Here is a 19764-nt window from a genome sequence, read left to right as displayed (position 1 = left end):
CCAAACCCTGCAGAGCAGGCCCCACAACGAACTTCTACAGTGCGAGCTCCATCTCCGCCTGCGTGCCGTCGTCCTCATATGTAGTGACGCCGGCGAGGTCCCGTCCGGCGATGTAGCCAAAGGTCAGTGCGGGTCCCAGGTTGATGCCGCCGGCGGGGTAATGCCCGCCCATGACACTGGCTTGATCGTTGCCGGCTACGTAGAGGCCATCTATGGGGTGGCCTTGGTTGTTGAGCGCCCGCCCTCGGCCGTCAGTTTCCACGCCCGCGAATGTCCCGAAGCTCCCTGGCACAACCCGCACCGCATAGAACGGCCCCTTCTCGATAGGCCCCAATGACGGATTCGGCCGGTGCGTGGCGTCGCCGCCGTAGCGGTTGAACGCGGATTCGCCGCGTCCGAAGTCCGGGTCGACGCCGGAACGGGCATTCGCGTTGAAGCGCGCCACCGTCCGGCGCAACTCCGCGGGGTCAATACCGCATTTGGTCGCAAGTTCTTCCAGCGTTCGCCCCTTGATGAGGTACCCGGAGCGCAGGTACGGGAAGAGCGGCACGGGCAGCGGCTTGGCCATGCCCAGAGGGAACCTGCGGACAAATCGGCTGTCCGCGATTTGCCACGATTCCACAGTTTCACCGTCGGGAGTCGCTGCGAGGAGGGCCTGGACGTAGTCGTAGTAGCCATTGGCCTCGTTCACAAACCGCTTCCCGTCCGCGCGGACGCCGATGCTGCCCGGCTTCGCACGGTCCATGATGTGGGGGAACACGCCCGTCCGGCCGTTGCGGTACGGCACCAAGGACACCGGGCACCAAGCGGCCGGCGACTGCACTGCGGTGGTGAAGCGTGCACCCACGGCCTGCGCCAGGTTGATGCCATCACCGGTGGTTTCCGCCGGGGACAGCGTCCAGTGCTCCCGGCCCGTGGGCGTCTTCGGAAACAGCTCCTTGCGCCGCTGCACATCGTTGGGGAAGCCGCCGGTTGCCAGCACGACGCCGCGTCTCGCGTTGATCTGCACCTCACCTTCGGTAGAACGCACGACGGCGCCGGTCACCTTGCCGTTTTCATCGCTGAGCAGCGCTGTGGCCGGCGTGGCGACCCGGATGTCCACTCCGAGATCGTCAGCGGATTTCATGAGCCTTCCGGTCAACGCTGTGCCGTTGACCAGTTGCATGTTCCTCCGGTGCGTCAGCAGGTCCAGGAGGTGGAATCCGAAGCGCCAGCCTGCGTGGAACAGGCCCTTGGGGTTGCCCCGGGATGCCGACAGGAACTTACCAAGGTCCGGACCGGCCATGATTCCCATGCCTAGGAACGAGGTTTCGTAGAGCTGATGACGCATCTTCGCCCTCAGTCCAGGCTTGAAGGTGCGGGCGTTCAGAGGCTTAGGACCGACCGAACGATTGCCAGTTCCTGCACCTGGAAGGTCACCGTAGATGTCGTTGATTTTGCTGCCGGGAACGAACTGCAGGGACGTCTTGTTGTGGAAGAAGCCCACCATGTGCGGGGCAGCTTCAAGGAAGGCATCCACCCTGTCAGCCTGGTAGTCGTCCCCGAGAACCTCCCGGAGGTATGTGCGGAAGGTTTCCTTGTCCTCATTGACCCCTTCAGCCTTCGCCAATGGGTTGCCCGGTGCCCAAGCCCAACCTCCGGACCAGGAGGTTGCACCGCCGCAAACCTCTGCCTTCTCCACCACAATCACCTTCATTCCGTGGAAGGCTGCTGTGACAGCTGCAGACATGCCACCGGCGCCTGAGCCGATAACCAGGACGTCGCAGTCCACGGGGCTAGGTGTACTGTCCATCATTTGTTGCTCCCGGTAAGTGCTGAGATTTTGTGTGCTGGGCTGTTGACTGCTGCGGTGGTGACTGCTGTGGTGGTGAGGACGGAATCTGCCGCCGCTTTGAGATGTTTGGCCCATGCCAGTTCGCCCATCTCGGCCGCCCTTTTGTCCGATGGCGTTTCGATGCTGACCGGGGTTCCTGCGGCGAAGGTCGCGAGTATGCTCGCTAGGTGGAATTCACCGTCGCCGGGTACGCCTCGCTCCGAGCGCGACTCGACAATCAGGGCTTCCCTGTTTTCCGGCGCAGCAGCAGGACCATCGCAGAGTTGGACCAAAGGAACCAGATCCGTGGCCGCTTCGAGCTCAGCCGTAGTTGCGCCGAAGCGGTTGACGTGGAGTGCGTCAACAACAATCTTGCAGCCCGCCCGCCGGGACAGCTTCACTGCCTGGGGAAGGGAACGAACGGTTTGGTAGGCGATGGGTTCCAGCGTCGGCATGATTCCGTAGGACTTACCGTCCTGGGTCATCTGCGCGAGGTGGTCACCGAAACGGTCAAGGTCCGGGTCTGCGCAGGCCACCGTCAGTGTTGATGCCCCGAGGGCTTGGCCGGCCTCCATCATTCGCAGCCAGGCTTCGCGTTGATCCTGCCCGCCCTGCAGGCCAGTTCCGTCCAAGAGGAGAAACTCAACATCCTCAACCGTGATCCCTGTATCCGCCATCCGTTGCAGCGTCTCCTTGAGCAGGTGGGAACCGGGCTGGAGATCGTATGGCCGCTCCGTGGCGGTGACAGGCCGGACGCGTGCTCCGATGAAGTCGAAGCCGGCCTGTGCCGCGATGCTCACCAAATCCGGTGGTGCGGTTCCGACCAGGGAGAGCTGGGCGATTCCCAGCCGACGCGTAGGTGTGGTCACTTTCGGGCTCCGTTCACGGTGAAGTCATGCTGGGTGTCGGCGAGGTCGCTGGAATGCTGCGAATTCGCCGGAACTCTCCGGCGATCCGGCACTGTTCCAGCGATCTCGGCGAAGGGGGTGTCGGCGGAGGGGGTGGCCAGTGCCGCGGCAATGCGCTGGGCTGCGTCGTAACCGCTCTTGACCGCGTTGGACACAATGGCCGGTGCCTTGTCCACGACCGTTCCGGCGAGGGCAATGGGGAGCGAAGCCGCAAAGCTGAGCTCGGCTTCCCGTCGCTCCAATGTCAGCGGTTGCTCCAGCATGGGCGGCCCGTCCAGCGGCAGCACCGAACGCGAAACCAAAAGATCGCCCGGGGCATCAATCCACTCGTCCTCCACACCCGAGCGCCTGATCCGAACCCTATTGACGCCAGGCTCACCAGTACCGTCAAACTCCTCGATAGTGCTGGACAGGAAGATCCGCACCTTCGGATTGGCTTCAAGCCGGGGTATTGCGAGGATCTTGGCTCGACGGCCGGATTCAGGAGCCAGGGCTTCCTGCGGCCCAATGATCAGCACGGCAATACCAAGTGCTGCAAGGGTGTCTGCCACGCTCATGGCAACAGAATCCGCACCCCAAATTGTCACTGCTTCCGGCGCACTGCCCACAGAATCGTCCGCACTGACCAACAACCCGGACGAGCTCCCCACGGGACCGGACCCGCTTCCTGAGGGCCTGGACACGCTGCCGTCAAGGACCTCAGGATGCGCGGCTAGCCAATCCCGGATGTCAGAAACACGGGGCGAGTCGCCGCCGATGAACCCGGGAGCAGGGCGCACCCCGCCCGTGGCCACCACCACTGCGTCTGCGCCGAAGTCGCGGGCCAGCGAGCCGACGTCGAACGTGTCCACGTGGACTCCCTGGCAAACCTCAACGCCCAGCCGCTCGTTTTCCGCGCTGGACCAATCTGCAAAGCGGTGGAAATCCGGCGTCGATTTCATCCGCTCAGCGAGCGCGAATCGCCCACCCGGCCGCACGCCGTCGTCCATCAACGTCACGCTGGCACCGGCTTCGGCGAGTTCGCGGGCAGCGGTGAGGCCCGCAGGCCCGGCCCCGACCACCAGCACCCGGGAGTCCGGGCGAACAACGGGCGTGGGAACGGGAACACGTGAGCGGCCAACTGCCGGATTGACCGTACAGGTGACCTGACCGAGGCCAAGGTTATCTATGCACACATTGCACGCGATGCAGGGCCGGTACCGTTCGCCCCGCAGCACCCCGCCCACGAAGGCAGGATCGGCATGGATGGCGCGCGCTAGGCTCACAAAGTCGCAAGTTCCCTGGGATAGGACTTCCTCGATGATTTCCGGGCTGTTGAGTCGCCCGGCCATACCCAGTGGAAGTCCGAACTGACGGTAGGCCTTGGCGTAGTCGGCAAGGATCCCGGGCTTCCACTCCCCTGACTGGACGATCCATTCGCCGGCGTCGTAGCTGCCAGCGGAAATATCCAGGAAGTCGAGTTTCTCCAGGTGGGCTTTGGCGATGATGGCCACTTGCTGCTCAGCGCTGATGCCGTCTGCCGGACCTTCCACTACCGAGACACGCATTCCCACAATCGTGTCCGGTACGGCCTGTCGCACGGCGTCGATGACCAGGTTCATGAAGAACTCCGGCGCCGCGAACTCGTCCGTGCGGTGGTTGGAAATGGGCGACATGAACTGGTGGATCAGGTAACCGTGGGCGCCGTGCAGGTTGATCACGTCGAACCCGGCGGCCACCGCGCGGCGGGCCGCAGCCGCGTAAGCGTCCACGAGTTCGTAGCACTCAGCGGCGGTGAGCTCCCGCGGAACCTCACCACCCGCCGTCGGGCAGGGAACCGGCGACGGCGCGAGGTTCTTGAAGCCCGAGACTGCCGCTTGGGCGGTACGGCCACCGTGATTAAGTTCGACGGCGGCCAACGCACCTTCGGCGTGCAGGGCGTCGGTGAGGCGGCGAAGCCCCGGGATCATGTCATCGGTGTGCAGGCCGAGTTGGTGGGTGCGGCCCTTACCGTCAGCGCGGACGTAGGTGGCCTCCGTGGTGACCATGCCGAGGCCGGCCTTGGCACGGGTCACGAGGTAGTCGATGTATTGCTCGGTGATGAAGCCATCCGTGGTGCCATAGTTGCGTTCCATGGGTGCGGAGGCCAGGCGGTTGCGAAGGGTCTTGGGGGTGCGGCCGTTGCGACCCAGGGTCAGGGGCATTCCCGCTGCGGGCGTGGTGGGAGGCATGGTCAGCGAGCCACCTTTTCGCGGCCGCGCAGCTCGGGAATGGCTGCGTGGGAGGGCTGGGCTGGTGCGAAGCGGACGGGTTGGCCGGTGCGTGAAGATTCGTAAACGGCGAGGAGTATCCGCAAGGATTTCAGGGCGTCTTTGCCGGTAATTGCCGGTTCCGTCCCGTTTTCCAGTGCCTGGACAAAGTCCTGGACCTGCAGTTTGTGGAACGGGATCAGCTGGCCGTTGATGACGGACAGATCGACGTTCGGCTCCACGCCTTCCGGGTGGACAGGCTCGACGACGATTTGCTCGCCTACCGCCCACAGGTCCAGCCGGCCGTCGCTGCCTTCCGGAAACTCGGTGAGGGAAGCCGAAGCCCCTGTTTCGCCGGTGATGCGGAGCTGGATTCCGAGGTTGGGAGACACTGCCGTGGAGGCTTCCAGCGTGGCCATGGCTCCGGAGGTGAAAGTGATTACCGCCGTTGCGGAATCCTCTACCTCTATATAGTCGGCGTGACGGTAGGTGTTGACCTTGCCGTAAACCTCGGCCACGTCTCCCAGATACCACTGGAGGAGGTCGATCTGGTGGACCGCCTGTGACATGAGGACTCCACCGCCGTCGCTCTCCCACGTGCCGCGCCACGCGTCGCGGTTGTAGTAGTCCGGGGCACGGTGCAGCATGACCGAACACTGGGCCAGGATTGCCTTGCCCAACGTGCCGTCGTCGATCGCGGCGCGGATCTTCTGAGAGGCCGGCCAGAAGCGGCGCTGGAACAAAACCCCTAGTTGGACCCCGGCGTTCTCGCAGGCCTCCACCATGCGCTCAGCAGACTCCAGCCTGGTGGCGATGGGCTTCTCGCAAAGGACGTTCACCCCGGCCGCCGCAGCTTGGAGCACCACTTCCTCGTGGGTGGGGTGGGGTGTGCAAACGGAGACGACGTCCAGTCCCAGGGTGAGGAGTTCCTCCACACTTGCTACAGCGTTCGGTATGTCCCACGCTTCCGCTGTGGCCTTTGCCCGGTCCGCATCCACATCGCAGACGCCCACGATCTCCACGTTGTCCAGGGCACGGAACGCTTCCAGGTGGTTTCGGGAAATGGCGCCGCAACCCGCGATTCCAACGCGGAAGGTACGGGGTGCGGTGGCTGACGAAGTCATGGGTATCCAACTTTCAGGGCATGAGTCGTAGGGGTTTGTGCTGATGTGGCGAGCGCCGGAGTCAGGGGCGCGGCGGGTTGCCCGGAGGCGAACGGGTGCCGGGCGGCTGGGTGCCGCCGCCCGGCGTCGTGCTCTATCTGTTGACCTGCGCGCTACGCGGCTTGCCGAGGTCCTCGAGCGGGACGTTGTAAGTCTCGCGGGCCGTCATGATGGCGATGGCCGAGGCTGCCAGGCAAAGGATGGTGAAGCCGGCTACCGGCCACCAACCGTTGGGACCGGGTTGCGCAAGGAGCGTTGCGATTGCGGGTGCGAACCCGGCGAGGATGAGGCCGATCTGGCTTCCGATCGCCATGCCCGAGTATCGGACTGCTGCCGGGAACATCTCCGGGAAGAAGACCGTCCACACACCGTTCCAGCAGGAGTAGAAGACGGTCATGTTCAGGAAGCCGAACAGGAAGATCAGGGGGATGTTCTGCCCGCTGATGGCCCAGAAGTAGCCAATGGTGGTCAGAGCGCAGCCGAGGGCTCCCACCAACAGAACCTTCTTGCGGCCAATGCGGTCCGAGATCATGGCGGAGATGGGAATGGTCACCATGGAGAGACCGATGGTTACGGCGTTCACGGTAAGCATGAGGGTGCGGTCGATGCCCACGGCCGGTCCGGTGGCGTAGGCCAGGGCGTACACGGTGAAGGTGGTCTGCATAACGGAGAACAGCATCACCACACCGACGCGCAGGACGTCGCGCCACTGCGTTTTGAAAACCGCGACGGCGGGGATCGCCTTGGGTTTGTTGTGCTCCACGATCTCTTCGAACACAGGCGGCTCATCCAGGCGGGTCCGGATCCAGTAAGCCACAGCGAGAACCACTACCGAAAGCCAGAACGGCACACGCCAACCCCAGCTGAGGAGCTGATCCTCAGGCAGTGCGGCCAGCGGAATGAAGACGACGGTGGACAGCACCATTCCCGAGGCGTATCCGGTCATCACAAAGCTGGTGAAGAACGCGCGGCGGCCTTCCGGTGAGTGCTCCATGGTGAGTGTTGACGCACCTGCGGCTTCGGCGCCGGCGGAGAATCCTTGGGCCAAACGGCCTACCAGCAACAGCGCCGTTGCCCAGTACCCGATCTGCCCGTACGTGGGCAGGAATCCTATGCCAATGGAGGCCACGCCCATGATCACCAGCGTGATCATCAGCGCTTGTTTGCGGCCGATCTTGTCGCCGTAGTGGCTCATCACCAAGCCACCCAGCGGCCTGGCCAGATACCCGACGCCGAACGTAGCCATCGCTCCAAGGAGTGCCACTACGGGGTCGCCACCCGGGAAGAAGATCTTGGGGAAGATCAGGGCGGCGGCGGTGCCGTAGATGAAGAAGTCGTAGTACTCCAAAGTGGATCCCAGGAAGGAGGCAAGGGCCGCCTTCTTGGGCATTTTGACGTGCTCAACCGGCGCTGCCGGGTTGACGTCCGAGGGCGAGTGCTGCTGCACGTTTCCCATACTGTCTCCTCATTGAGTGCGCGGGAAGTGGCACCGCCATGGTGCCTTGCCCGGCAAAGAATTAGATGAGTCACGAATCGCCGGCTGCCGATTTGTTGGGCAGTCCATCCTGTGGCCGTTGATAACGAATTCAGGATGTGTGGTCCAGGTCACTGGCGATAGTTCCTCTGGGATCGACTGTAGGACCCAGGTCACAGGCCGAGGGGAAACTTCCCGTTGAACGGGACAGGCGTGCCTGGCTTAGTCAGTGGCAGACAACCAGGGGCGGGATCCGTAGGGCCGACGCTCAGCACCCATGGTCCGTGACAGGCCACGGCCAGCGGCCACCAGCACCGGAAGAATCAGCCCGGCGTCCTCGTCAACGGAGGGCACGACGACGGAAATCGCACCTATGACCGCATGGCCCTGGCCGAATACGGGAACGGAGTAGGCGGTGTTCTCTTCCACAAGGACGCCGACCAACCGGGCGTAGCCGCGCTCCCGGATCAGCGCGAGGTTGGCCCTGACCCTTGCGGGATCTGTTTCCGTAGCCGGAGTGGTCTTCTCCAACGCCCCGGCCAGGAATCGGTCCTGCACCCAGCCCGGCATGTGCGCCATCATGGCCATCCCGGAGGAGGTGGTGTGGATGTCCAGCCGGCCAGCCACCTCGGCCAGGTTCATGACCGTTCCATGCCGGTCCAGACGCTCCAGATACAGCACGCTGTTGTTCTCGACGTCAGGTATGGACAACGACACATGCTCCCGGACGGCCGCATGAACGCCTTCCAAAAACGGCAAACCTCGACGGCGGAACTCCTCCAAGGGGTTGCTGCGGGAGGCCAGCTCCCACATCTTCATGCCCACGCCGAACTCCCCTGAAGCATTACGTTCCAGGAGTCCACTGGACGCCAAGTCCATGGCAAGCCGATGCACGGTACTGCTGGACATCCCGGTAATCCGGACCAATTCTTTCAAGGGAAGCCACGGCTGGCCTTTGGAGAACGCATCCATGATCTTGACGACGCGCTCAATGACGGACTCCCCCGACGCTGAGTTAGCCATGATGCCTCCCGATAGCTTCCCGGCAATCCCGGCCACCCCGGCCATCCCGGACGTGAACCCAATATAGCCTTGCACTTGACCTTGAAAATGTGGGAGGCAACGTGGAACTGCGGCAAATTGAGGCCTTCCTGGCGGTGGCCGAAGAACTTCACTTCGGCCGCGCGGCGGAGCGGCTCCGGATGGCGCAGTCACCACTGAGCCAAACCATCAAAAAGCTCGAAAAGGACTTGGGGTCAGCGCTGTTCGAACGCAACACCAGGTCTGTCACGCTAACGGCAGCGGGGCATTCACTACTGCCGCACGCCCGGAAAATCCTCGACGAAGTGGACTTGGCCCGCCGGGCAGTGAACGCCGGAACCGGGACCGTTTACGGCAAGCTTGCCATTGGCTTTTCCGGGGCGTTGAACCACACCACGCTTCCCCCTCTGGCGCGCGCTCTTCGCCAGCATTACCCGCAACTGGAGGTGACACTGCATGGCGGGCTGCTCACCCAGGAAGCACTCCATCAGTTGGGCAACAACGTGTTGGATCTGGCCTTCATCGGCCTCCCCATCGACTCGCCGTCGTTAGCCACCCGCCGGATTGCCACGGAGCGTCTGGGGGTCACAGTTCCCGCGGACCATCCGTTGGCCGGGCAGACCTCGGTGGAGATGGCCGAACTCGCAAGCGACCCGTTCATCACCATGCCTGCCGCTCAAGGGTCCACACTCCGGGACGTCACTTTCGCAGCCTGCGCCGCTGCTGGATTCCGGCCCCGTATCAGCCAGGAAGTGGCCGATCCGTACACAGCCCTTTCCTTGGTAGCAGGCGGCGTGGGAATCAGCCTGATGCCCGAATCCATCCAAAGAATCATGCCGGCGGGCACCGTGTTCCTCTCCTTGGCAGGGGAGGATGTCCTGCTGTTTTCAGGTCTCGCGTGGAACCCGGCAGCAACGTCGCCAGCCATCCGTGCAGCCCTGCGGTTGGCCGAAGAAGTGCTCCCCACACCGGCACCCTGATCACTATGTGTTTTTAGCACATAGTGAGAGAGCAATTAAGTATTGGACAAGAGCTAATAGTTTGCCCAGCATTGAGGAAAGCCCCCACTCACTCAATGAAGAGGACACCCTCATGGCCACTTTCGCCGTTACCTACGCTTACTCCCCCACAACATCCGCCAGCCGGGATACGATCCGTCCGTCTCATGTCGAGTTCCTCAAAGCCCAGTTCGACGGCGGTCGCCTCCTGAAGAGCGGACCCTTCGGTCCCGAGGAAACTCCCGGCGCATTGCTGATCATTTCCGGCGATTCCAAGGCCGACGTCGAAGCCCTCATGGACCAGGATCCCTTCCAGCAGGCCGGACTCATCCAGGAACGCACCGTGCGCCAGTGGAACATCTTCTTTGGCGCTGACACCGATGTTTCCGCAGCGCCGGCCGTTCAGAACTGAGGTCCGGGAATGCTCTCCGCTGTCACCGTCTCCCAAGAAACCATTGAATTCCGGGACTCCCCAAAGCCCACCCTTCAACCAGGCCACGCCCTGGTCCGAGTCCACAACGTCACCCTCTGCGGCACCGACCTCCACATCTGGGAAGACGACTACCCCACAGACTTGCCGCTCATCCAAGGTCACGAATTCTCCGGGATCGTGGAGGCCCTGACGCCCGGCGAGGTCTCAAACGACGACGCTGCCATCAGCATCGGCGATCGCGTGGCCGTCAACCCCATCATCTACTGCGGCAAGTGCCGCCCATGCCGGACGGGCCGCTACAACGTCTGCCAAAACGTGGGCTGCCTGGGATGCTACTCGGACGGAGCGCTCACTGAACTGATCAGCGTCCCACTGGACAAGCTCTGCCCGGTCCCGGACGAGCTCCCGTTGGATATCGCTGCCATGGGAGAACCAGCATCCATCGCCATGCAGGCAGTCAACCGGGGCCGGCCTGAGGCCGGGGAAACCGCGCTGGTGCTGGGCAGCGGTCCCATCGGCTTGTTGGCCACCCTGTATCTGACAGAGCTGGGAGTCACCGTGGTCTGCGCCGATACCGAGCAGCACCGTTTGGACCTTGCCATGGAGTTCGGCGCCACGGACACTTTGTTGGTGTCCCCGGGGAGCGATTTCCCGGACGCACATCAGGGACCTCGGTTGGATGCACTCACCGATGGCTACGGACCTCAATTGGTCATCGAGGCCACAGGCGTCCCTTCGTCTTTGGAGAACGCCATCAGGCTTGTGGCCAGTGCCGGGAGAATCGTCCAAGTAGGCATTTCGCCCAGACAGGCCAACGTGTCCATGAAGGACATCCCTTATAAGGAACTGGACATCATGGGAAGCCGCATGAGTCTCAACCTCATCCCTGACGGTCTGGCCCTCTTGGCCAGACACCCAAAGCAGGCCAGGGCCCTCATGACCCACCGCTTCGCCTTCGCGGACTTGGAACAGGCATACCGCCTGATGCAGGGACGCACGGAAAAGATCGGCAAAATCCTTATCGAGATGCCAGCAGGAACCACCGCATGAGCACCCCCATCCTCACCGCACCCGAGCAACTCAACGCAAGCTACGACGTCGTCATCATGGGCAGTGGCGCCGCCGGGCTGGTGGCTGCCGTCCGCTCGGCCGACGCCGGCCTCAGCGTCCTGGTTGTGGAAAAGGCTGACCTGCTGGGAGGCACCACGGCGGCTGGGGGTGGCGTGATGTGGGCGCCCAACAACCATCTCGCCAAGGCTGCGGGATACCAGGACAGCCATGCCGACGGCGTCGCGTACCTTTCCGAGGCGGCCGGGCACGTGATGACGGCCGAGGAGATCGAATGGTACGTGTCCACTGCGCCGCGGGCCGTGGAATTCCTCAACCGGAACACGAAGGTTTCCATGGTTCCGATCGCCCGTCCGGATTACCACATGGAGTGGAAGGGATCCGCAGATGGGGGCCGGGGCCTGGATAACAACGCGTTCGATCCCCAGGATTATCCAGGCCTTTCGGAACTGATCCGGCCGTCCTCCTATTTCCCGCTGCTCACTATGACCGAGCGCGATGAACTCAATGGCCGTGCGGCCGATCCGGCGCTCCTGTCGCGCCGGGCCTCCTCAGGGATCCGGACCATGGGCGGTGCACTGGTGGGCAGCCTTGTGGCGAGCGCTTTGGATCGTGGTGTTCACATCGTTGCCTCCAGTCCTGTGGAGGACTTGTCGCCGTCCGGCACCGGATGGAACGTGCGTCTCGGCGGCGGCGCCGGAGCGCATGTGGCCGCGACCGCCGTCGTACTCGCCTCCGGAGGGTTCGAATGGAACCCGCGGCTCCGCAGCGCCTTCCTGCCGTATCCGATGACGCCCATCAGCGCACCGTCCAACGAGGGCGACGGGTTGGAACTGGGACTTAAAGCCGGAGCGGCTGTGGAGGACATGTCCGCTGTGTGGGGCGTTCCTGTCATATCGACGGCGGCGCATCAGTACGCTGGGCAGCGTTCCGGCCGAATGGGGAACGTCGAGATGACACTCCCGGGGTCCATCACCGTGAACAGCGACGGCAAGCGTTTCGTTAACGAAGCCCTCAACTATCACGATGCCAGCCGGGTTTTCGCGTCCATCAACCCGCATACGGGCAGGCAACAGAACAACCCCGCATGGCTGGTGTTCGACTCCACCTACTTAGCCAAGTACCCCGTGGCGGGTTCCACTCCGGGTTTGGCAGCCGAGTGGATGGTGTCCGCACCGAGCCTTGAGTTGTTGGCACTGGATCTGGGCATCAACCCGGCCGGGCTGGACGCAACGGTTGCCCGGTTCAATGCAGACGCTGCCTTGGGCGTGGACACGGAGTTCGGACGCGGCGCCACCCCACAGGACCGTTTCCTGGGCGACGCCGGCAACACTCCCAACCCCTGCCTTGCGCCTCTACTTGCGGCACCGTTCTACGCCGTTCCTATCCACGCCGGGGTACTGGGCACTTCCGGCGGGCTTGCCACGGACGCCAACGGGAGGGTGCTTGACCATCGGCAATCGCCCATTCCGGGGCTCTACGCGGCAGGCAACGTATCAGCCGGTGTGTTCCGAAACAATTACCCCGGCGGGGGCGCCACACTGGGCTCGGCGATCACGCGTGCCTTCGCTGTTGGAGAGGACCTGGCTGCCCGGCTCACGTAGCCGCACCTTAGGGGACAACAACGTTTTGGGGGACGAACGCTCGACGGCGACTACCGCCGTCGAGCGTTGGGCGTTGCGAGGCCCGCTCTGCGCCAATTTCGTGCGCAAGGGGCGCAAAGCAGGCCCCACAACGCACGGGCTAGCGGGCGTAGCGCTCCGCGAAGTTCCTGAGCACCCGCATCGGCTCCGTCACGGATGATTGGCGCGCCGACTGGATGAGCTCGTCGGCCGTGTGAGGCGGGAAGTAGCCAGCGTTCTTGTAGATGTCGATGCGCGTGATCAGCCCGTCGGCGTCGAGTTCGGGGTGGAACTGCGTGGCGTAAAGGTTGTTCTTGATCCGGAACATGTGCACCGGGCAGGCCGCCGAACTGGCCAACAACACTGCATGTTCGGGAAGTTCGCTGCACGCCTCCTTATGTCCTACGAAGGCTTCGAACGACTGCGGGACTCCGCGCAGAAGCGGGTCTCCTTTGCCCTCTGCACTGAGCGTGATCTGAGTCGCCCCCACGAGCTCACCAAACCGACGATCAATGACAGCGCCCTGATGCACGCCAAGTGTACCGACGCCGTAGCAGGCGCCCAGGAACGGGAAGTCCTCGGCCACGATCCGATCCAGCAAGGATGAAAGTTCCGCCTCAACCCGGATCTGGGCTGCACTCTTCTCCTCCACAGGATCGCTGGAGGTGTAAGGGCTGCCGCCCACGATCACGCCGGAATAGTCGGACAGTTCAAGAGCCGGCAAAGGCCCTGATTCCAGCCGAATCCGGACCAATTCCTCCGGTTCCAGACCGCAGTACCGGAGGTAGGCCTGGTACTCGTCATCGGCTGCGGCGTCTTCGGCTCGGGTGGCCAGCAAGAGAAAGGGCTTCACAGGCCCAGTCTGCGCGAGGAATGACTGACGGACAAAGTGTGTTGCTAACCGGAGGGGGTTTCTGACAGAGACTCCCTCGCATCGCCGTGGCTGCATAACGTTGTAGGAACCCCATGACATAACTCATGACTCATCCCAGAGGAGCCACCTTTTGAAGCAGGACCCCACGGTTGTCGGAACGCCATCTGCCGAGGCGTCACGTGCTGCAACGCAGCAACCGAAGAAGATCCCGTGGGGCGGGCTGTTGGTCTTGGCGGCTGCAGGTTTCACCGCCGTGACCACCGAGCTCCTGCCCTCCGGCCTGCTCCCCCAAATCAGCCGTGATCTGGGCGTGGACGAATCGGCCGTGGGTTCCCTGACTGCTGTCTACGCTGCGATTATCGTTTTCACTGCCCTGCCGCTTTCCCGGTTCCTCGCTGGACGGGTCCCCCGCAAGACGCTGCTGATCGCCACCGTGCTGGCGTTTGCCCTCAGTAACGTTCTCCTGGCCTTGAGCCCGACACTGGGTTGGGCAATCGGGGCGCGGCTCCTTGGCGGCATCGCGCATGGCATGTTGTGGTCCAGCATGGCCCCGTATGTGGCCCGCATCGTTCCCGCCCATTCAGTAGGCAAGGCCATGGCTGTGGTGTTCAGCGGCAACAGCATCGCGCTGGCCGTGGGTGCTCCCATCGGAACGCTCATGGGTTCACTTATGACGTGGCGTGCCTCGTTCCTGGTGTTGGCCGGGGTGGGCGTCCTGCTGGCCGTATTGGCTTTCTGGCTCCTCCCCGGCGCCCACGACCAAGCCAGCCAGAAAACCCCTTCCCTCCGGGCGGCCATGAAGCTGCCCGGCGTGGTCGCAATCGCCATCGCATGGCCACTCTTGTTGCTGGCCCATTTCACGCTGTTCACCTACGTTGCGCCCTTCCTCCTCGCATCAGGACTGCCGGAGTCCGCCACCAGCATCTCGCTGTCCGTGGTGGGAATTGCCAGCTTGGTGGGCATCTGGATTGCCGGCATGACCGCTGACTCCCGCCCGCGCACCTCGGTGATTGCCGCCGTCGTACTCTTGACGCTGGCGTTCGCCCTGCTTCCCGCGCTGGGCGGCACCTGGGTGGGCGCGTTCGGGTTGATGACGCTCTGGGGCATCGCTTTCGGCGCCGTGGGTATCTATAATCAGGCCGCGATTCTCCGTGCCGGTGGTGAGCACAAGGATGCTGCCAACGGCCTCACCGTGGTGACCATTCAGCTGGGTATCGCCGTTGGGGCTGTCTACGGCGCCTTCGCCCTCACCTCGGTGGGGGCACAGTTGGTGCCTCTGGCCGCGGCCCTGCCCACGGCTATCGCCTTGGTGATCATCATCGCCAGCCGTCGCGGAGGCTACCCCTCCGGGCCACGCGAGAAGCGCCGTTAACATTCCTGAAACATGGCAGTGACGTGATCTTCACGAACGCGGGATTTCTGTAACTTAGCTGCAACTTAGCTCTTCTGAGTCGGAAACATAGCTCACCGAATATTGATCGGGGGGTTGGACTCAACGAGAAGGGAACGCAGGTGGAGATCTCTGCGCAACACGTCTGGATGATGTTGTCGGCGGCAATGGTGCTGTTCATGACGCCCGGCCTCGGCCTGTTCTACGGCGGCATGACCCGTGCCAAGGCAGCGCTCAACATGATCATGATGAGCTTCATCTCGGCGGGAATTGTTGGCGTGGTGTGGGTCCTGTGGGGCTACTCCATGACCACGGGCGACGGCTTCCTCGGCCTGTTCGGCAACCCTTTCGCGCACTTCGGCTTGCAGGACCTGATCGGGTCGCCTGACCTCATCAAGGCCGGCTTTGCAGCCACCTTCGCCATCATCACCGTGGCCCTGATCAGCGGAGCAATTGCCGACCGTGCCAAGTTTGGCGCCTGGGCAGTGTTCGTACCGATCTGGATCACCGTGGTCTACTGCCCGCTGGCCTACATGATCTGGGGCGGGGGCCTCATGAGCGCCGGTGGTGCCGTGACGCAAATCTTCGGCCAGGTCATCGACTTCGCCGGTGGCGCAGTGGTTGAGGTCAGCTCCGGAACCGCCGCTTTCGTCCTCGCATTGATCGTGGGAAAGCGTCACGGATTCGCCAAAGACCCCAACCACCGCCCGCACAACGTGCCGTTCATCATGATCGGCGCGGCCATTCTCTGGTTCGGCTGGTTCGGATTCAACGGCGGCGCAGCAACCACCGCCGAGCAAGCCGGCCTCATCTGGATCAACACCCTGGTCACACCGGCAGCAGCAATGCTCAGCTGGCTCATTGTAGAAAAAGTCCGTCACGGTCACCCGACATCGCTGGGTGCGGCGTCCGGGGTCGTGGCCGGCCTGGTGGCCATCACGCCTTCCTGCGCCAACATCAGTCCGCTTGCCGCACTGGGACTTGGCCTGGTTGCCGGCGCCGCCTGCGCCGTGTTCGTGGACCTGAAGTACAAGTTCGGGTTCGACGACTCCCTGGACGTGGTGGGCGTGCACTTCGGTGCGGGCGTCATCGGCACGCTCTCCCTGGGCTTCATCGCGTTCCCCACCGAGGGCACGGCCGGCGGCCTCTTCTACGGCGGCGGCCCGCAGCAGCTGATTGCCCAAACAGTTGCCGTACTGATCACCATCGTCCTGTCCGGTTTGGGCACACTGGTGATCGGCCGGATCATCCACAAGACCATCGGATTCCGGGTTCCCCTGGAGCACGAAGTCACCGGCGTGGACCTCACCCAGCACGCAGAGTCCGCGTACGAGTTTGGCCTCACCGCCCACGGCCACTTCCGCCAGCAGCAAGCTCACCTCTCAGCCCTGATCGCCCGGAAACCGGCTCCAGCTGCCCCGGAGGCCAAGGAAGACAGCTTCGCCTAAAGTCCTCTCACACAGAACAGCAGCCGACGGCGGAACTTAGGTTTCGCCGTCGGCTGCCGTTGTGTGCCCCTCACCCGGGGCCGTTCCAGAGTCGCTGCCACCACGTTCGTTTGCCGGGCGGGTCAGGCTCCGGCTCGGGTGGGGCTGCTGCGGCCCTGCGCTCCCGCCACCTTACAATTTCAGCCTCCACGTCGCGGAGCTTAGTGATCACTGGCGGGCCGCCTTGTAATTGCCGCCGCGCCTCCACCACGCGTTTGTTGAAGTCCTCCAGCAGATCCCGGACTTGTTTCTCGGTGTATTGCAGGTCCACCTTGGCGTCGAGTTCCGAGTCCTCAATCCGCAGTAAGATGGCGGGCGGCCCGATGCCGCTGAGCCGTTCACGCTGGATGAGCCCCTTGACCCACCAGTCGGGGTCGTAGTGCTCCCCCAAACCGGGGATTGGTTTGCCGGCGTACTTCAGGTTGTCGAACTTGCCCTGGTTCATGGCATCGCGGATGAGGTATTCAACCCGTGCAGCGTCATCCACCTTGCGGCGTTTCTCGCGTTCTTCGGCATCCGCGGCCTCAAGCTCTGCGTCTTCTTCGGCATTCCCGCCCCAAGACCGTACTGCCCGCAGTTCCGCGCCCCGCTCGAGCTTCCGTCTGAAGGCGTTGTTCTCGGCATTCACGTTCCCCGCCACCTCCTCACACGGCAGCCCTCGCCTGCCGGAAATCGTGGTCTCTGAGTCCAGTATTGCGCACGCTGTGGGTGGCCCGGGCCTCCACCACCCACATTAAAACTGAAACAGCCCCGACACGCCGCCGAAGCGGAGTGTCGGGGCTGTTGTCCTCCCAAAGTGGGTGGATGGGGCCAGTCTGGGGCACGTGGAGCTACGCGCGAACCGCCATGCTCGGGTCCAGTTGCTCGATGCCCTCCGGCGTCACCAGGACAACCCGGGCCGAGCAAATGTCGTAGAACAAGCCAGTGGCCTCAAGTTGACCGGACGCCAAGGCAGGCCCGGTGACCGGGTGTTCTTCCAGCTTCCGGAGTTGGAGGGCCACGTTCACCATGCTCAATTGGTCCAGCCGGCTGTAACCCTCAGCCGCTGCAGCAATCGCTACAGGGTGGCCGGTCATCAGGGCAGAGTAGCTCGGCCGGGCGTGCTCCAGCCACGTATCAAAGCCTTTGCCCATGGCCGGCGCAGCTCCCTCAGCATCGGCAATGACAGCTTTCATCGCACCGCAGTTGGAGTGCCCACAGACCACCATCGAGTCCACGGACAAGCCCTTGACGGCGAAGGACAGGGCAGAGTCGATCGAAGCATCGCTGCCGTCATTGCACACCACGTTGCCAATGTTCCGGAGTGTGAGGAGGTCGCCGGGCCCGCTGCTGGTGATCAGGTTGGGATTGACTCTGGAGTCCACACAGGCAACAAAGAGCGTGTCCGGATTCTGCCCTTCGGTGAGGTCCTGAACCAGGGGCCGGACCTTGTCTGCGTGCCGCCGGTGATACTTATCGATGCCCAAGAGGATTGACCGCAGCGGCAGCCGCCCGCCGTCGTCGTGAGCTGGGGTGACACCGGCAGGCAACCAGGACGTACGGGGCGGCAGCGGGAATTCGCGCGGGTCTTGGCGCTGCGGGGTGTTGTCCGCGGCGTCGCTGAATGCAGTGGTTCCGTGCTCTTCGAGGATCACGGAGGCGCCGGTGTTGCGCTGCTGCTTCTGCCAAGCGACCAGTGCTTCGCGGAAGGCGTGGTCAAGGTAGTCGGCGTTGAGTTCCACCACCACATCCTGGCCTTCTGGCACGGAATGGAGGACGCGGTTGAGCCGGGGCAGCGCGAAGAAGCTGCAGGAGCCGGCGATGGTCACGCGCCACGGCAGTGCTTCTGCAGAGGGAGCGTGCGCATGGATCTGTGCCCGGAGAACGCGCCACAGTACGCAGAGGGCGGCCAGTGCGAGGCCGATGATGACGCCTTCAAGGAGGTTGAGGGCCACCACGCAGACCAGGGTGACGCTGTAGACGAGGAGGTCTCCCGTGCGGAGGCTGGTGCGGATGTCCGCGACTTTGATGAGCTTGGCGCCGATCACCAGCAGGAGCCCGGCGAGCACGGCCAGCGGAATCAGTTGGATGAGTCCGGCGAAGAGGGCCGAAAACACCAGGACCCACACGCCGTGCAGGATTGCGGAGGTACGGCTCTTCGCTCCGGCTTCTACGTTGGTGGCACTGCGGACAATCACACCGGTGACGGGCAGTCCGCCGAGCATGCCGGAAACGACGTTCGCGGAGCCTTGGCCCACGAGTTCCCGGTTGAGGTTGGTGCGCGAGCCGCCCATTTTGTCTACGGCGACGGCTGACAGGAGCGACTCGATGCTGGCGATCAGTGCCACCGTGATGACGGCCATGGCCGCGGCGCGCCAGTTTCCGTCGGGCAGGCTTGGGAGGGCGATGGCGTCGAAGATGGAGCCGCTGAAGCTGATGCGCTCCACGCTTGGCGCAACCGCAACTGACAGCGCCGTCACGGCGACGACGGCGGCAAGCGGCCCGGGGATCTTCCGGACTGCGGCGGGGAGGAACTTCCACGTCAGTAGAATCGCGACGACGGCCACGCCCAGCAACGCCGAGTGCAGCTCGACGTTGGTGATGGCTGCGGGGAGCGCTGTGAGGTTTTCGAGGGCAGATCCAGCGGCCTGACCGCCAAGAAGTACGTGGAGTTGCTGCAGGATGATGGTGATGCCGATGCCCGCGAGCATCGCCTTGACTACCACCGGCGAGACTGCCAGCGCAGCACGCCCGATGCGGCTGACACCCATGAGGAGCTGCACGACGCCGGCAGCAGCGGTGATTGCGCATGTCACCTGCCAGCCGAACTCGTCTACCAGACCGGCAACGACGACGGTCAGACCGGCGGCTGGGCCGCTCACCTGCAGTGGGGAGCCGCCCAGGCTGCCTGCAACAATGCCGCCGACGGCTGCGGCAATGAGGCCCGCCATGATCGGAGCACCTGAGGCGGCGGCGATGCCGAGGGAAAGCGGGAGTGCTACGAGGAAGACGACGAGCGATGCGGGTAGGTCTGCTCCCAGGTTGCTCAGGAGGCTGGTCTTACGGGCCTCGGGGCCTGGCGGGCTGTGTGAGTCGGCGGGAACGGTGGCGGATTCGTTGGACTGCGGCATGGGAACTCCTAGCTCTGGACTGCTGACCTTTCCAAGCTACGGAACTTGTCACCGTTAATGACAACGAGATGTGACAAGCGTGACAAAAGCTGTGAAGATGCGCTTCATGTTGGGACCAATGGGAACTTTGGCGGGGGTTGAGCGCGTTGGGGGTC

At 63.6% G+C, this 19764-nt stretch carries 15 protein-coding genes; 6 read left to right on the top strand and 9 right to left on the bottom strand.

The window, feature by feature from the left end; all coding sequences use genetic code 11:
* Positions 1 to 34: 34 nt before the first annotated feature.
* The 6 genes from HAV21_RS15710 to HAV21_RS15685 form a co-directional block, all read right to left on the bottom strand.
* Complete coding sequence (locus HAV21_RS15710) at positions 35 to 1795, bottom strand: FAD-dependent oxidoreductase (RefSeq protein ID WP_166842393.1); 1761 nt, start codon at positions 1793 to 1795, stop codon at positions 35 to 37.
* Entirely contained in the window at positions 1792 to 2682 is an 891-nt protein-coding gene (locus tag HAV21_RS15705; protein ID WP_166842392.1) for a sugar phosphate isomerase/epimerase, read from the bottom strand. The genes HAV21_RS15710 and HAV21_RS15705 overlap by 4 nt, the downstream gene beginning before the upstream one ends.
* Positions 2679 to 4931 (bottom strand): FAD-dependent oxidoreductase, encoded by a 2253-nt coding sequence (locus HAV21_RS15700; protein ID WP_166842391.1) that lies wholly within the window; start codon positions 4929 to 4931, stop codon positions 2679 to 2681. Before HAV21_RS15700 ends, HAV21_RS15705 begins: the two co-directional genes overlap by 4 nt.
* Before the next feature lie 2 nt (positions 4932 to 4933).
* Positions 4934 to 6073: a Gfo/Idh/MocA family oxidoreductase gene (locus HAV21_RS15695; protein ID WP_166842390.1), complete on the bottom strand. Its 1140-nt coding sequence runs from the start codon at positions 6071 to 6073 to the stop codon at positions 4934 to 4936.
* 133 nt (positions 6074 to 6206) lie between these two features.
* Positions 6207 to 7568 carry an MFS transporter gene (locus tag HAV21_RS15690; RefSeq protein ID WP_166842389.1) on the bottom strand — a complete coding sequence of 454 codons (1362 nt, stop codon included), beginning with the start codon at positions 7566 to 7568 and terminating at the stop codon, positions 6207 to 6209.
* Positions 7569 to 7808: 240 nt separating this feature from the next.
* Positions 7809 to 8609 carry an IclR family transcriptional regulator gene (locus HAV21_RS15685; protein ID WP_166842388.1) on the bottom strand — a complete coding sequence of 267 codons (801 nt, stop codon included), beginning with the start codon at positions 8607 to 8609 and terminating at the stop codon, positions 7809 to 7811.
* Positions 8610 to 8710: 101 nt separating this feature from the next.
* Between HAV21_RS15685 and HAV21_RS15680 the strand changes: the two genes are divergently transcribed.
* The 4 genes from HAV21_RS15680 (at position 8711) to HAV21_RS15665 (ending at position 12730) form a co-directional block, all read left to right on the top strand.
* A complete protein-coding gene (locus HAV21_RS15680) occupies positions 8711 to 9607 on the top strand; it encodes a LysR family transcriptional regulator (RefSeq protein ID WP_166842387.1) in 897 nt (298 codons plus the stop codon).
* A gap of 112 nt (positions 9608 to 9719) precedes the next feature.
* Positions 9720 to 10037, top strand: a complete 318-nt coding sequence (locus tag HAV21_RS15675; protein ID WP_166842386.1) for a YciI family protein — start codon at positions 9720 to 9722, stop codon at positions 10035 to 10037.
* A gap of 9 nt (positions 10038 to 10046) precedes the next feature.
* Positions 10047 to 11108 (top strand): alcohol dehydrogenase catalytic domain-containing protein, encoded by a 1062-nt coding sequence (locus HAV21_RS15670; protein ID WP_166842385.1) that lies wholly within the window; start codon positions 10047 to 10049, stop codon positions 11106 to 11108.
* The gene (locus HAV21_RS15665; RefSeq protein ID WP_166842384.1) at positions 11105 to 12730 is read left to right on the top strand and encodes an FAD-dependent oxidoreductase; all 1626 of its coding nucleotides are present in this window, start codon (positions 11105 to 11107) and stop codon (positions 12728 to 12730) included. The genes HAV21_RS15670 and HAV21_RS15665 overlap by 4 nt, the downstream gene beginning before the upstream one ends.
* 139 nt (positions 12731 to 12869) lie before the next feature.
* Here the strand turns inward: HAV21_RS15665 and HAV21_RS15660 are convergent, their stop codons facing one another.
* A complete protein-coding gene (locus HAV21_RS15660) occupies positions 12870 to 13601 on the bottom strand; it encodes a glutamine amidotransferase (RefSeq protein WP_166842383.1) in 732 nt (243 codons plus the stop codon).
* A gap of 151 nt (positions 13602 to 13752) precedes the next feature.
* Between HAV21_RS15660 and HAV21_RS15655 the strand changes: the two genes are divergently transcribed.
* Together HAV21_RS15655 and HAV21_RS15650 are read left to right on the top strand one after the other, a co-directional pair.
* Positions 13753 to 14994 carry an MFS transporter gene (locus HAV21_RS15655; protein WP_166842382.1) on the top strand — a complete coding sequence of 414 codons (1242 nt, stop codon included), beginning with the start codon at positions 13753 to 13755 and terminating at the stop codon, positions 14992 to 14994.
* Between the two features lie 140 nt (positions 14995 to 15134).
* On the top strand, positions 15135 to 16460 hold the full coding sequence (locus HAV21_RS15650; protein WP_166842381.1) for an ammonium transporter: 1326 nt from the start codon (positions 15135 to 15137) through the stop codon (positions 16458 to 16460).
* A 70-nt stretch (positions 16461 to 16530) separates the two neighbouring features.
* Here HAV21_RS15650 and HAV21_RS15645 read toward each other — a convergent pair whose 3' ends face one another.
* Both HAV21_RS15645 and HAV21_RS15640 read right to left on the bottom strand, forming a co-directional pair.
* Positions 16531 to 17127: a DUF1992 domain-containing protein gene (locus HAV21_RS15645; RefSeq protein WP_142937970.1), complete on the bottom strand. Its 597-nt coding sequence runs from the start codon at positions 17125 to 17127 to the stop codon at positions 16531 to 16533.
* Positions 17128 to 17329: 202 nt separating this feature from the next.
* Positions 17330 to 19609 carry a bifunctional SulP family inorganic anion transporter/carbonic anhydrase gene (locus tag HAV21_RS15640; RefSeq protein ID WP_166842380.1) on the bottom strand — a complete coding sequence of 760 codons (2280 nt, stop codon included), beginning with the start codon at positions 19607 to 19609 and terminating at the stop codon, positions 17330 to 17332.
* Between the last annotated feature and the right edge of the window lie 155 nt (positions 19610 to 19764).

This window comes from Paenarthrobacter sp. MSM-2-10-13 (genome assembly GCF_011605365.1).
Lineage (GTDB): Bacteria > Actinomycetota > Actinomycetes > Actinomycetales > Micrococcaceae > Arthrobacter.
The sequence above is the reverse complement of the archived record's forward strand: the minus strand, read 5'-3'. Positions and strand labels throughout refer to the sequence as shown.